Genomic DNA, 14,549 nt, shown 5'->3' on the forward strand with positions numbered 1-14,549 from the left:
GGGGAATTCTTCACGTAGAAGACATTCCCACGCCGCACCGCAAACGTATCAACACCATCACCATCCCAATCACCGACCAGGACCTCATCGCCGGCCCGGCCGTAGGAAAACACGCTATCCGCCACGCCACTGGCCGGGGAATTCTTCACGTAGAAGACATTCCCACGCCGCACCGCAAACGTATCAACACCATCACCATCCCAATCACCGACGAGGACTTCATCGCCGGCCCGGCCGTAGCTGAAGACGAGGTCGGCCACGGTGGCTTGCCAAGTATTGGATAGGTAGAACATATTGCCAGTTGTCGGTGCGGGCGCAGGTACCGTCGGTTCCGGCGCGGGCGTGGTTGGTTCGGGCGCCGTCGGCTCCGGCTGCGTCGGTTCAGGCGCAGGCGCCGTCGGTTCCGGTGAAGTCGGTTCCGGTGAAGTCGGTTCCGGACTGGTTGGTTCAGGCGCGGTCGGCTCCGGCTGCGTGGGAGTCGGTTCCGGCTTCGTGGGCGTCGGCGCAGGAGCCGGATCTTCCTTCTCCGGAATCACCTTGAGCCCAACCTTGAAGGGGTCGTGATCCGAGGAGCGGAAAGCGCTCTCATCCCACAGATTCTTGATGTTGTAGTTGTAGCGGGAGTACTCCAGGGCCACCGACTCGGGGGAATTGATATTCCACACCTGCCCGCCGGTGGCGAGCTTCGCGGCGGCGGGATTGGCCAGCACGTGATCGAGCGAGCCCACCAGCCCGGAGAATTGGTAGGTGTAGGAATCCGGCTGGAAATGCCCGTGCAGATTGGTGTATCCGGCCTTCTCAAAGACCCGGATCGGATCCTCCTTCGAATAGGAGTTGAGATCCCCCACCACAAACACCGGCTTATCGGCAAACTCCGCCGCGATCCAATCGCGTAGCGTCTCCGCCTGCTTGGTGCGCAGGCGGTTGTTATTGCCCTGGTACACATCCTCGTCGTTCGCGATCTTCTTGGATAGCGAACCCTTGGACTTGAAGTGGTTGGTAATCACCACGAACTCCGGGCCCACGCCTTCGCCATCCACAACCGCCTGGAAAGTTTGTGCCAGCGGCTGGCGCGCCGTCCCGGTATACCACTCGCTATTGAGAATCTGCGAGGCGCCTACCGCCCGCACCTTATCTTTCTGGTAGATAAAGGCAAGGCGAATATAGTCCTCGTTCTCCCCCACTTTCGCCGGGGAAGGCACATAAGCCCAGCGCTCGGCCTGCGCGTCCGCATTGAGGGCCGCCACCAGGGCCCGCACCGCAGTATCGCGATCCCCGCCGGATACCCGGGCAGTATTCTCAATTTCCTGCAGCCCCAGCACGCTGGCATCCAGCTCGTTAATAGCCCGCACAATCTTGGTTTGCTGGCGCGCGAAAGACTCGGGGCTATATGCCCCGCGCACCTTGCACCTATTCGCCGCGATGGGATTACCTTCGCGGTCGGTATAGGCCCGGCAGCCCTTCTCGTTTTCGCCGAGGCTCGTGAAGTAGTTGAGCACATTGAAGGAGGCGAGAGAAATATCCCCGCCCAGATCCCCGGGGGCCGCCGCGCGGGTGTTCTCAAAAGTGACCACTTCGGTGGACCGATCCGTGCCATCTTCCAGCGTCACCGGGAACCGCGGTTGCAGCTTCCAGGAATTATTGCGGAAGTCCATAATGAGCCCGCCTTGGAGAGTTGCGGCGGCGCCCACGCGCACCGGCGCAGCCTGAGCAGCCTCGCCGGCGTTACCGGCCCCACCGGTCGCGCCAGCCTCACCGGCGGCACCGGCTTCACCACGCTGAGCCGCCGCATTATCCGCGAACAGATAGGGCACCGGCACATTCGTTTGGGCATTGCGCCCGAAGTAGGCCCGCGAGCGCCCATCATCCAAAACCAGCACATTCGCCGCGTTATAGGCATCCAGGGCCTGTATCTGCTCGGGATTCTCGCTCGGGTTGAAACGTTCGCTGGGCTGCCACAGCGGCTGAGTGCCACAGGCCAGACCCACCTCGCCGTACTGGTTGGTGGCATAGTTATTAGTCACCGTGAGCGGCCCGGTCACGCGCACGAGCATGCCCTCCACCGCTTCGCGCTGCGCCGCCGTGGCATTGCAGGCGATTTCAACCGGCTCAATCGCCGCCGGCTTTTCCTCCAGCACGGTAATAGCAGCGGCATTAATTTCAGTCAGCCCGTAAAACTCGGTGACCGTGCCGCGCACCTCCACATAGGCACCGGCCTCCAGCTGGGCGGCCGCTGCCCCGTATACGAAAATACCGTGGGATGCATCAGTATGTTCCACCCCGGGCGTTTGGATATAGGCCCCGTTGAGTCCGCCTTCCGGGTAGGCCGCGGTCACGACGCCGCGCGTGGTCACCTCCTGCCCGGCGAGTGGACTTGCCTGCCCGCTTCCCTGAATTTGCGCGATGGTGACGGGCGCGGCCGGATCGCTTGTGCTTCCCGTGCCCGGCTCCGTTGTTGGCTCGGTGCCGGGGCCGGTGCTTGGCCCGGGTTGCGGCTGGGTGCCGGGATCCGGTTGGCTCGGGGTTGCGTCGTCGTTCGCACGTCCCGGCGTAGCCGGAACAACACTAAAATCGGCCGCATTATTATTCGTATCCGCGCCGTTGGGGATGCGGGAGGCGGAGTTCGCGGCCATCTGGGAATTGGAGCCGACGCGAGCCGCCTCGCCTTCCGCCACGCTCGCGTTCCCGTATCCGACCAGGTCAATCGCGGTGGCGGGATCGGCCAGGGCCGCGTCAATACGCGACGACGGCGCCAGCACCACAATCCCTCCCTTGGCTCCGAGGTTGATCGGGGAGGTGGCCGCCTCCGGGAGCTGAGCACCGTTGGACCCGTTCGATCCGGCGCTGACCACCAGATAAGCCCCGGCGTCCAGGCTGCCGCTCAGGGCCACCTTGGAAGAAATGTTCTTCCCGTGGCTTGCCGAATAGCCCAGCGTCAGATCGCTCAGGTCAATCGCCGCCGAGCTCGGGTTGTACAGCTCAACGTATTTATGAGTGTAGGTGGATCCGGAGGACCCGCCCCGGGTGTAAATCTCATTAATGACAATTCCGGAACCGTCCGGCGCGGCGAACGCCGGGAGGAGGCAGACGCCGGGAACCATCAAAGCCGTGGCTGATAGTACCGCAACGCCCGCGAGGGCACGTTTTTTCACGTTGCGACCTTTCTGTGTGGTCCGCGCGTGGCGGGCGCGGAAAGTGCTTCACGCCTCCTCCACGTTAGCCCGGCCGCATCGCCAACTCTTAAACACCAGGTAAACGGGCGGTGACCAGGGCTTGCGGCGCTACACAGGCTCGTCGTCGAGCAGCCCGGCGCGCGTCATATCCACCGCGACCCCGATACGCCCTTCCACCCCCATTTTCGCCACGATGGCGGAGAGGTGCGTTTTCACCGTGGATTCGGACAGGTGCAATTTCTCGCCGATATCGCGATTCGAGAGCCCCCGGGAAACCTGCCGGGCCACCTCGAGTTCGCGGGCGGTGAGCCGCGCGATTTTTTCCTGGGCGCGCCGGCGCGCGCTCACGGTGCGGGTCGCCGCCAAATATTCGTACACCTGCTTGGCCGCGCGCGGGGAGAGAGCGCCATCCCCGGCCGCCACATTGCGGATCGCCTGGAGGAGAACCTGGGGATCTTCCGATTTGAGAATGAAGCCAGAAGCGCCGGCTTCCGCGGCGCGTACCGCTTCATCATCGGCATCCAGGGTGGTCACCACAATGACGTGGGGTGGATGCGGGAAAGTCCGCAGCTGGCGCGTGGCCTCGATGCCGTCCATACCTCCGGGCATCGCCACGTCCATGAGCACGACGTCGATCTTCACCGCGGTGAGAGTTTCCAAAGCTTCGCGGGCCGTGCCCGCCTGCGCCACCACCTCACTATCGCGCTCCGGACTCAGGTTAATAATCTGTACCAGGAGACGGCGAACCATCGGGTCGTCATCAACGACCATAACGCGAATGGGTGAGGAAATCGGCACCGCGCTATTTTACCATTCCAGGATTGCCGCCCCGGGCACTCCCGTCCCAGGGAAGGTGCACATCAACTGCGAAAACGCCGCCCGCGGTAGTGAAGCTGGCTCGCCCGCCCAGGGCCTGGGCTCGGGCCTGCACCCCGCGCAATCCCGAACCCGCCCCGTGCTCGCTTTCGGTCTTCTCCCCGTCATTCGTGGCGGGCATAGCGTTGCGCACCGCAATATCGAGGCCCTGATCCGGCCCCCCGCTCACCCGCACCCGGGTGGTTTCTTCCGGGGCGTATTTGACCGCGTTGGTGAGTAGTTCCTGGACGATGCGGTAGCAGGCCGTGGTGAGCGCGGCCGGGGCGCGTTCGGCATCCGTAATAAAAACATTGGCGACGACGGGATGCCCGGCCGCCAGCACTTTATCAATATGATCCGCTAATTCAGTGAGGGAACGCGGCGGGCGGTAGGCCGAGGAACTCGGATCGCGCATGACCCGCACCAGGGAACGCAAATCATCGGTGGCCTGGCGGGATGATTCCCGCAGCGACCGCGCCGCTTCCTCTAAGTCCGCATCCCCGCGCGCCAGCAATTCCAAGGAGCCGGCCTGCAGGCTCATAATGGCAAGCTGAGAGCCGATGGAATCATGAATTTCCCGAGCAAGGGCATCGCGTTCTTCTTTGCGGGTGAGCTGAGTTTCTAGCTCTTCGGAAGTGGCGGCCGATGCTTGGAGTTCCTCGCTGGTGGCATCCAGGCGATGGTGAGTTTCCTGCAGCTCCGCGGTGGCACTGCGCCACAGCCCCCAACCGATAGGGAGGAGCACCGCCACCGCGTAGAGCACCAGGAGCGGCGCAATATTATTCGGGAAATCATCCAGCGGATTCTGGTGATTGAGGAAGCCCATCACCCAGGAAGAGTTGTAATCTTTCCCGGTCAGTTCGCGGGCGAATTGCCAGGCGGTAATGAGGGCATACATGAGGCACACGCCCAAGGCGCGGCGTCGTCGCCCCAAGGCACGCGCCCCCGCAAGATAGCGCGGCAGCAAAAACCCGACCACCGGTCCGATCGCACCCAAAGTAGAACACACGGCCGCAACCGCGAGCGCGCGGCGCGGGTAGCGTTCCCGGCGCGCCACCCACACGCCCGCCATAATGCAGCAGCACATCGATACGAAGATCCCGACTTCGTCGAGGGTGCCGAGCCAGCCAGGCAGCGCGCGGATTTTCGCGCGTTCAATCTGGTAGCCGACCCCCACCACCATGACGATATATATGGCGGCAGTTTTGAGATAGAAGGGGAGGGCGGCGAGCCCGCGCCGGCGCGCCGGACTCTGCCCCGCACGCGCCGCCGCACCGCTGCGTTTCTTCGGCGCGTAATCTGTCATGCCTGTGATTGTACGGCGCGCCCGCGCGCTTCAGAACCGCCGTTCGGCCCGCGAATGCCACCCGAAGGGATGAGGCGGGTCTGCCCAGGTGGAGGATGTGCGCACCGCGCCGCCTTTCTACCCTGGAGGCGATACGTGAGCGACTCCGGCCGCGGGCTTCCTGCCGGGCCGGGGCGGCGCCCACCGTTGTAGATAAGAAAGGTTCTCGCATGTCAGCATCCACGCCGCCGGTGTACGGCGCAGTACCCGCTCCGGAACAGAAAAAGAATTGGTTTGCGCGCCATAAGCTCCTCACCGCGCTGCTCGCTATTGTGGTGCTCGCGATTGTGGGCACCGCGCTGTCCAAGCAATCCGATGGCAAGCCCGCCGCCACGTCCAGCTCCCAGGCCGCCGATAGCGCGGCATCCGGGAACGCCGCGGAGGGCGCGGATAAGAAGGCCGAGGCTGAGGGCGATAAAGGCGATAAGAAAGATAAGAACGACGACGCAACCGTGGGCATCGGCACCCCGGTCGTTCTCGGTGATTTTGAAGTGACCGTGACCAATGTGGAGAAAGGCGTGAGCCATATCGGCAATGATGTGCTCGGCAAGGATGCCACCGGCCAGTACGTCATTGTGGATGTGACCGTGAAGAATACCGGGAAGGAAGCGGCTGGCTTCGCCGAATCGGAGCAGAAGCTCGTGGATACCGAGGGGCGCCAGCATTCGGTTTCCGGGGATTCCCTGTACTTGGGCGATGCGTCGATGATCTACGAGAAGGTCAATCCGGGCAATACCGTGACGGGCAAGCTGCTCTACGATGTGCCTGCCGATGCGGTTCCTGCCAAGCTGGAACTGGAGACCGGGTGGATTCATAACGCCACTGTTAACTTGCAGTAAACGCCGCTTACTTCGCTAGGCGTTTCTCTTCGCGGCCCTTCGCTCTAGAATCGAGAGCGAGGGGCCGCGGCGCATTCACCCAGCTGAGCGCGCTCCTCGGCGGCGATCGTAGCGGCACACAAGCGATCAAACGAATAAACGAATAAGCAACCAAGCGATCAAGCGAAGAAAGGCAGCTCGTAGCTATGTCACAGCTCGACACCATCTGGTGGCAGGTTTTTGCCCTGGGAGCCTGCGGGGCGCCCATTCGCGAGGGGCATAGCCCCCTGACCGCGGCCGGGGAACTTTCCGACGCCACCCCCGGTGAACACCGCTTACGGGCTTTGGATCCGTGGCTGGACTATCTTATTGAGCTCGGCGCCAATGGCCTGCTCCTCACCCCGATTTTCGCTTCGGTTTCCCACGGCTATGACACCCTCGATCATTTCCGCCTCGATCCGCGCCTGGGCGATAACACGGATATCACCCACCTCATCAAGGAAGCGCACCGCCGCGGCATCCGGGTGCTTTTCGACGGCGTCTTCAACCATATTTCCCGTTCCCATCCACAGGTGGAGGAGTTGGGCCTGCGCACCGGGAGCGGCGATTTCCACACCTGGGAAGGGCACGGGGATCTCATTACCCTCGACCATTCTTCGCCGCGGGTACGTGAGCTGGTCCGCGAGGTCATGGAATTCTGGCTGGAGCGCGGTATCGATGGCTGGCGCCTGGACGTGGCCTACGCGGTCCCGACCGATTTTTGGGCGGAAGTGCTCGGGAAAGTCCGCGAGCGCTTCCCCGAGGCGCTGTTCCTAGGCGAAGTTATCCACGGCGATTACCCCGATTTCGTGGCGCGCTCCAGCGTGGATACCCTCACCCAGTACGAGCTCTGGGCCTCGATCCGCCAGTCGATTGCCGCGCGTAATTTCTGGGAGCTGGACTGGAATCTGGGGCGGCACGCGCAATTCTGCGAGCATTTCATTCCCAATACGTTTATCGGCAATCACGATGTGGAACGCATCGCCACGGCGGTGGGCCCGGCCGGCGCGGTGCTGGCTGCCGCGGTACTCTTCACGGTTCCCGGGATGCCTTCGATTTATTACGGGGACGAACAGGGCTTCACGGGAACCAAACTCGAAGGCTTTTCTGCCGACGACCAATTGCGCCCGCCCCTGCCCGAACGCCCCGAACAGCTCTCCGACCTGGGCGCCGGGATGTACGACGCCTACCGCGCCCTCATCGCGCTGCGCCGCACCCACCCGTGGCTCACCCGCGCCCACCTCGAGGTCACGGGCAAGGATAATACCTGGATCGAGTACCGCGTTTGGGAGCGTCAGCACTACGACGCAGCTCCGACCAGTGCGGACTCTGGCGCGCACGGTACTGACCGCCATGAGCAGCTCACCGGCACTGCCACGCAGGCAGACTCGGCCGCCCAAGTGAACTCTGGCCAGCCCGCTGAGCTGCGGGTGCGCCTCGAACTCGAGCCGCACCCGAGCGCTCGTATCATTGGCGTTGATCCCGCCGGAGGCGACGTTGAACTCTTTTCCTGGTATGCCGACGCGGAAAGTGGGGAGTAAACAGTGCTTATCCTCCTACCTCCTTCGGAAGGGAAAACCGCGCCGGCCAGCGGCCCCGCCCTTGACCTGAGCGCCTTGAGCATCCCGGAATTCACGGCCTTGCGCACCGAGCTGGTGGCGGAGCTGGAAGAAGTATCCCGCCGCCCGGACGCCCTCGATATTCTCGGGGTGGGTCCGAGTATTGCTGATGAGGTCGCCACGCAGATCACGCTGCGCGAGCAGCCCTGCGCTCCGGCCTGGCAGGTGTATACCGGGGTGCTCTACCAGGCCCTCGATATGGGAAGCTTCTCTGCCGCGCAGCTCACCCGCGCCGGGGAGCACACCCTGATTTTCTCGGGGCTCTTCGGCGCCACCTCGCCACTTGATCTCATCCCTTCCTACCGTTTGGGGATGAACGTGGAGTTGGGCGGCGCGAAAATTGCGGCCCGCTGGGCGCCCCTGTGGCCGGTTCTCAATAGCCGGGCCTCCGGATTGGTCATTGACGCGAGGTCCGGTGCCTATGCGGGATGGAAGGTGCCGGCTAGCTGCGACGTCGTAAAAATAACCGCGACCCGCATCACGGGCGCAACGTCCCGAACTATCTCACACGCCGCGAAATATTTCCGCGGGCGGGTGGCGCGTCTGGCGCTCCTGGCCGATACTCCGCCGCGCGAAGCCGAAGAATTGGCGGAATTGTGCCAGCAATTGGTGGGCGAGGAAACCGCCGCCGGGGCGATCACCGGGGTGGAATTGGGGCCGGCGCGGCGCGGGGTGCGCGAGCTCGCGGTGGTGGAGACCGTGGATGCGGGGCGCGCCCACTAAGCTGGGACCGTGCGTTGTTCGTATTTTGAGGCGGGGACCTGCCGTTCATGTACCCGGATGGGTGAGGCCTACCCCGCTCAGGTGGCGGACAAGGAGGAACGCCTGGCCGAATTGCTGACGCCTTTCGCACCGGCGTGGCTGCCGCCCGCGCTCTCCCCGGAATCGCATTTTCGTAATAAAGCGAAGCTCGCCGTGGGCGGAACCGCGCAGGCGCCGACGCTGGGAATTTTGGATCGGGGCATGCGCGGGGTAGACCTGCGCGAATGCGGGCTTTACGAGGAGCCCATTACCGCGGCGCTCCCGGCACTAACCGAGTTCATCGGGCGAGCGCGGCTCACGCCTTTTGACGTGCCGAGCGGGCGCGGGGAACTCAAAAATATTCTTATTACCGCGGCGCCGAGCGGTGAGCTGCTGCTACGTTTTGTGCTGCGCTCGACCGAGTCGGTGGTACGGATTCGCAAGCATCTGCCCTGGTTGCGCGCGCAGCTGCCGAACGCTCGGGTTATTTCTGTTAATTTGCTTCCGCAGCGTGCCGCCCTCGTGGAGGGTGAGGAGGAGATTGTGCTGACCGGGGAGGATACGCTGCCTTTCCCGCTTGGCGCAGTGACGCTTTACCTCACCCCGCGTTCCTTCTTCCAGACGAATACCACGATTGCCCGGGCGATGTACGCACAGGCGCGCGAATGGGCCGCGGGTTTGGGCGGGGTGCGCACGGTTTGGGATTTGTATTGCGGGGTGGGTGGTTTCGCGCTGCACGTGGCCGGCCCGGGGCGGCGCGTGACCGGCGTGGAGATTTCCGAGGCCGCGGTGGATTCCGCGCGCCACGCTGCCGCGAAGGCCGGCAGTTCCGCGCAGTTTTTTGCCGGCGACGCCGCACGTGCCGCCGGCAAGCTCGGCGGCACGCCCGATCTGCTCATCGTCAATCCACCGCGACGTGGCCTGACAGATCTCACCGAGTGGATTGCGGCGAATCCCCCGCGCTGGCTCATCTATTCATCATGTAATCCCACCACGCTGGCCAAGGACTTGCAGCTACTGGAGGGCTTTGCCGTGCACGAAGCACGCCTCATGGACATGTTCCCGCAAACTGCACACATGGAGTGCATGGTGCTGGCGGAGCGGGTGGATTAGGCGGGCGGCAGCGAAGTTTCGGAGCGGTATGCCGCCATATTTATCCCGGGCGTTTCGCGAAGGATAAGTGCTTGCGCCTGCCACTACATTGGCGCAGACTGTTCAACAGGCGATAAGGAGGTCACCCATGGCAAAGACAGCGAATGTATACGTCCGCATTGATCCCGAGCTCAAGGAACGGGCAGAACACATTTTGAGCTTATTGGGTATCTCCCCATCAGCTCTTATTACTCTGCTTTATAAGCAAGTGATCCTGCACCGCGGCATTCCCTTTGAAGTGAAGCTCCCGTATGCCAGGCCGGTTGATATTAGCTCGCTGACCAAAGAGGAGTTAATTGCCGAATTGGACAAAGGCCTCCGGTCCATCGAATCTGGCACCACCCAACCCGCAGACGAAGTATTTAAATCACTGAGTTCAGAGTTCGGCGAATGGGATTCCGCGATAGGCACCGAAACCCAGCCGCTTTGATTCATGTGGCGCTCTTGCTGCTCGGAGATCGTCTGCGTTTAACTGTGGGCAGGCCTGATTTCTGCCATTTGACCCTGACGTTACGTCACACTCTACCGTTGTTAACACGGAAGGAGGATCAGTGATGAAAACCGTCAATGAGGTCAGCAAAATAGCCGGCATTAGCGTTCGCACGTTACAGTACTACGACAGAATCGGGCTTCTCAAGCCCACCGATTACTCGGATGCTGGATACAGGCTGTACAGCGACTCGGACGTGAAACAGCTGCAATATATTTTGCTTTTTCGGGAGTTGGAATTCCCGCTCAAAGAAATCAAAGCCATAGTCCACAGCGAGAACTTCGATGAAGCCGAGGCACTCGACCAGCAGATAACCCTACTGTCCCTGAAAAGGGACCGGCTCGAAGCCTTGCTGGACTTCGCAAAAAGAATCAAATCGTCAGGAGGTACCTACATGGATTTCACAGTTTTTGACACCGGAAAAATCGATGATTACGCACGCCAGGCCCGAGAGCGCTGGGGCGCAACGTCGGAATATCAGGAGTATGAATCCAAGCACGCAGGACGGAGTACCACGGAAAACCAGGCCATCACCCAGAGCCTCATGTTAATTTTCGGAGAATTCGGGAAGATCAAAACCGGCGCTCCCGACTCGCCAGAAGCTCAAGTGCTGGTGAAAAAGCTGCAAGGCTTCATCACCGATAATTTCTATGCGTGCACGGATGAGATCCTGGCCGGCCTCGGGGAAATGTATACCGATGGTGGAGAGTTCACTCGCAATATTGATGATTTTGCGGGCGAAGGAACCGCGGTATTCGTTCACGAAGCCATCAAGCGCTACTGCGCATAGTTCATAGCCCATCCACTTCCTTATAAGCTGTGCCCGGTGCCGCCTCCCCGACTACCTTATCCGTGGTCGAAGAGCGGCACCGGGCACAATAAAGCTCCCGCTACGGGAGTTAAGCACCTGGGGCAGGTTGCGGATAGGTAGCGAGCAAGTGCGCGGCCGACTGGGCTGCAAAGTTTTTCCCTTGGTACGATTCCTCCCCCTGGTAGATAACCGCGCGATTTTCAGCCGGGATTCCCAGGAGCTCACCGATCTGGGAAAGCTGGTGGCCAAATTTATCGCGCATCGTAATCGAGGATTTAATCTCGAAAATGCGCGGGTGACTACGCACGGTGAGATCAAGGAGATCAACCTCGCGCTTGGAGTCATCACGATAAAAATAGAGCTCCGGTTCCGTTCCCGTATGGAGATATTGTTTCCGCATCTCCGCGATCACAAAATTCTCGAATACCGCCCCGCGTTTCGGATGGGTCAGAAGTTCAGCAGCACTTCGGATTCCCAAGAGATGACACAGCAAACCCGTATCGTAAAAGAACAGCTTCGGAGTCTTCGTCACTCGTTTCACACCGCTGGACATATACGGCTGCAGCGTGAACGTGATGTAGGAGGAGTTGAGAATCGACGCCCACTCTTTAACGGTCCGATAGGTGGAGCTGATATCGCGCGCCAAGCCACTGTAGTTAATGAGGCTTCCGCTCGACTCTGCACACAATCGCAGGAAAGCACGGAATGCGTCAATATTTCGGACACCGAGATAATCCGCGACATCTCTTTCAAGGTAAGTCCGCACGTAATTAGGCATAAAAACGTGGGCCGGGATACCCGCGTCGTAAATACGCGGATATCCTCCGGCAACTTGCGCTTCGCTGAGTGTGGGCACAGGATCAAGTGCTTGAAGTTCCTGCCAGCTCAAGGGCAGCAGCTGAAGCATTCCAACCCTGCCGGCCAAGGATTGGCTAATGCTCCGCAGCAGCGAAAAGTTTTGTGAACCGGTCAAAATATACTGCCCTGCCTCACCACGCTCATCTGATCGCACCTGAATGGTAGAAAAAAGATCCGGAGCGTATTGCGCCTCATCAACGATAAGCGGCGCGGGGTGCGCGGCAAGAAAACCAACTGGATCCTGGGTAGCTGCCGCACGGAGATTCGGATTTTCGAGGTTGACGTATTGATACGTGGGAAAAGCCATCCGAACCAGGGTTGATTTCCCGCTCTGGCGCGGGCCGGTAACGAAAACTACCGGAAACCATTGCGCCAATTGTGCGATATAACCACTCGCGCTGCGAGGAATCACCGTGCCACACTCTCCCTTCATTGCGATAGCAGAGCCACCGTATATCTGCACCAGACCTCACCAGATCATTGCAGTAGGATCGACCAAATCATTGCAGTAGATCCTACCAAATCATTGCAGTAGAACCCACCAAATCATTGCAGTAGGACCCACCAAATCATTGCAGTAGAACCGACCAAATCATTGCAGTAGGAACTGACGGATCGGCACAATAGCAACGAAAAACCCCGCTCGCACCGCTATCGTAGACCGGCACAGTCGCACATGGCTCGCTCGCGGCTTACACACTCACCGCAAGCCGTAGCGTTTGAGGTGGCGTTGAGCGCGCGCGGAGTTGTCATTCTGTAAGGCGAGCAGCTCGGCGTAGATACCTCCGGACTCGGCAAGCTCTGCCGGGCTACCCACCTCATCAATGTGCCCGGCGCGCAGAGTAATAATGCGGTCCACGCTGGCAATAGTAGAGAGCCGGTGCGCGATAATAATCGAGGTGCGGTCTTTCATGAGGTCTTCCAGACCGGCCTGCACCCACCGCTCGGAGCGGGTATCCAGCGCGGAAGTCGCTTCGTCCAGCACCAAAACCGGAGCAGCTTTGAGCATCGCACGAGCCACCGCGATGCGCTGGCGTTGCCCACCGGAAAGCTTGAGCCCGCGCTCCCCGATGACGGTGTCATACCCCTGGGCGAAACGCCGAATAAAACGATCCGCGTGAGCGCGGGTCGCGGCATCGAGGATTTCTTCCTCGGTAGCATCCGGGCGCCCGTAAGCAATATTTTCCCTAATTGTTCCGGAGAAAAGCGCCGGGTCCTGGAAAACTACCCCGATGGCGGCGCGCACCTGCCCGAGTGGCAGACCCGCGATATCGCTGCCGAAGAGCTCAATATGTCCGGCCCGCGGTTCGTATAGCCCTAGAAGAAGCGAGGTCAGGGTGGTTTTCCCACCCCCGGATTCGGAAACGAAAGCGACCCGTTCCCCCGGCTCGATAGCGAAACTAACATCGCGTAAAACATCCGGATCGGTGCCGTATCCAAAAGTCACGTTCTCGAAACGAATCGCCGGCACGTCAGGCTCAATCTCCTCCACGTTCTGGTGGAGCGCGCGGGCCGTAAGTGGGCGGGCCGGTGCGGCGTCGTCGTTCTGACTAGGAGCGGTGCCACCGGGAAGGGTAGCGGAGTTGGATATAACGGGGCGCTGGCCGCGTTCGGTTTCGGCGAGTTCCATGACCTCGAAGTAATCGCGCGAGCCGGCGATGGCGTGCTGGGTGGTGTCCACGATCCAGCTCATGGACATGACCGGGCGGCGTGCCATCCCCACGAGCTGCACCAGGATAACCATGTCGCCCACGGAGAATTGACCGCGGGCGGTGCGCAGGAAAATAATGGCGTAAATCGCGAAGAAAATAATGGCCATAACCATGCGGCGCAGGAAGTCCATGGTGTGCCAGTGGCGGGATTGATCGGCGGTGAGGCGCTCGGCGTGCTCGTAGTGACGGGCGAAATGCGCGAGTTCGCCGCGTTCACGGGTGAAGGATTTGACCACGCGGATCTGGCCGATTACTTCGTTGAAGCGCCCGCCGGCCACGTCGATGTCTTCGTTTTTCTGTGCTTCCAGGCCTTGCCAGCGCCGCGAGGTGAGGGCGGTCAGCCACATGTAAATCGGGAAAATAATAAGCAGGAGGAGGCAGAGCAGCGGGGAATAAATAAAGGAAATAATCAGTACGGCGATCACCGTGAGCAGCGTGGTGAAGAAGGAGTTTGCGAAGTTCTTGACGAAATTCGTGACCTCCATAATGGAGCGGTTGAGGCGCGAGGTGATGGTGCCGGTGAGTTCGCGGTCGAAATAATCTTGCGGGAGAGTGAGGAGTTTATCGAAGTAGCGCACGGAGAGGATGGAGCGCATTTTTTGGCTCATGAGGTCGCCGGCGTATCCGCCCAGCGAGTCGATGGTGGTGGAGAAAAAATCGATGGCGAGGAAGGCACCGGCCAGTAGGATGACACGCCGCACCGCCGCATCAACCTCGAGACTGCCGCTCACGGCGGCAACCGCGGTATCGGTGGCGGCGCCGAGCACGAAGGGAACGATGATGGTTCCGGCGGTCACGAGGATGGATGCGAGGGCCACCGCCACGTAGTAACGGGACAGCGCGGAAGTGAAACGAAAAATTCTTAGCAGTGCGTGCACATAGTGACCCTAGCAGTACTGCGCGCTGTTCCCGGGGCGTTCGCGTGCCGCGCCGCAC

11 protein-coding genes are annotated in these 14,549 nt (G+C 61.1%); 6 read left to right on the top strand and 5 right to left on the bottom strand.

The window, feature by feature from the left end:
• The 3 genes from QP305_RS07595 to QP305_RS07605 form a co-directional block, all read right to left on the bottom strand.
• The coding region (locus QP305_RS07595) for an ExeM/NucH family extracellular endonuclease (protein WP_284904772.1) at positions 1 to 3,152 on the bottom strand (3,152 nt) is incomplete at its 3' end.
• A gap of 129 nt (positions 3,153 to 3,281) precedes the next feature.
• Positions 3,282 to 3,971, bottom strand: coding sequence for a response regulator (locus QP305_RS07600; protein WP_284904773.1), 690 nt, complete (start codon positions 3,969 to 3,971; stop codon positions 3,282 to 3,284).
• A gap of 4 nt (positions 3,972 to 3,975) precedes the next feature.
• A complete protein-coding gene (locus QP305_RS07605) occupies positions 3,976 to 5,334 on the bottom strand; it encodes a sensor histidine kinase (RefSeq protein WP_284904774.1) in 1,359 nt (452 codons plus the stop codon).
• 209 nt (positions 5,335 to 5,543) lie between these two features.
• Here QP305_RS07605 and QP305_RS07610 point away from each other — a divergent pair, with 209 nt between their 5' ends.
• The 6 genes from QP305_RS07610 (at position 5,544) to QP305_RS07635 (ending at position 11,022) form a co-directional block, all read left to right on the top strand.
• Positions 5,544 to 6,212 (top strand): DUF4352 domain-containing protein, encoded by a 669-nt coding sequence (locus QP305_RS07610; RefSeq protein WP_284904775.1) that lies wholly within the window; start codon positions 5,544 to 5,546, stop codon positions 6,210 to 6,212.
• Positions 6,213 to 6,397: 185 nt separating this feature from the next.
• Positions 6,398 to 7,771, top strand: a complete 1,374-nt coding sequence (locus QP305_RS07615) for an alpha-amylase family glycosyl hydrolase (protein WP_284904776.1) — start codon at positions 6,398 to 6,400, stop codon at positions 7,769 to 7,771.
• A 3-nt stretch (positions 7,772 to 7,774) separates the two neighbouring features.
• Complete coding sequence (locus QP305_RS07620; protein WP_284904777.1) at positions 7,775 to 8,572, top strand: YaaA family protein; 798 nt, start codon at positions 7,775 to 7,777, stop codon at positions 8,570 to 8,572.
• Positions 8,573 to 8,629: 57 nt separating this feature from the next.
• Positions 8,630 to 9,703, top strand: a complete 1,074-nt coding sequence (locus QP305_RS07625; RefSeq protein WP_284904778.1) for a methyltransferase domain-containing protein — start codon at positions 8,630 to 8,632, stop codon at positions 9,701 to 9,703.
• Between the two features lie 127 nt (positions 9,704 to 9,830).
• Positions 9,831 to 10,172 (top strand): type II toxin-antitoxin system RelB/DinJ family antitoxin, encoded by a 342-nt coding sequence (locus QP305_RS07630; RefSeq protein WP_284904779.1) that lies wholly within the window; start codon positions 9,831 to 9,833, stop codon positions 10,170 to 10,172.
• 124 nt (positions 10,173 to 10,296) lie between these two features.
• The gene (locus QP305_RS07635; RefSeq protein ID WP_284904800.1) at positions 10,297 to 11,022 is read left to right on the top strand and encodes a MerR family transcriptional regulator; all 726 of its coding nucleotides are present in this window, start codon (positions 10,297 to 10,299) and stop codon (positions 11,020 to 11,022) included.
• A gap of 109 nt (positions 11,023 to 11,131) precedes the next feature.
• On the opposite strand, the gene QP305_RS07640 is transcribed toward QP305_RS07635, so the two are convergent.
• Together QP305_RS07640 and QP305_RS07645 are read right to left on the bottom strand one after the other, a co-directional pair.
• On the bottom strand, positions 11,132 to 12,313 hold the full coding sequence (locus QP305_RS07640; protein ID WP_284904780.1) for an ATP-binding protein: 1,182 nt from the start codon (positions 12,311 to 12,313) through the stop codon (positions 11,132 to 11,134).
• A 288-nt stretch (positions 12,314 to 12,601) separates the two neighbouring features.
• Entirely contained in the window at positions 12,602 to 14,491 is a 1,890-nt protein-coding gene (locus tag QP305_RS07645) for an ABC transporter ATP-binding protein (protein WP_284904781.1), read from the bottom strand.
• Positions 14,492 to 14,549 lie beyond the last annotated feature (58 nt).

It is taken from the genome of Actinotignum timonense (genome assembly GCF_030216305.1).
Taxonomy (GTDB): Bacteria; Actinomycetota; Actinomycetes; order Actinomycetales; family Actinomycetaceae; genus Actinotignum; species Actinotignum timonense_A.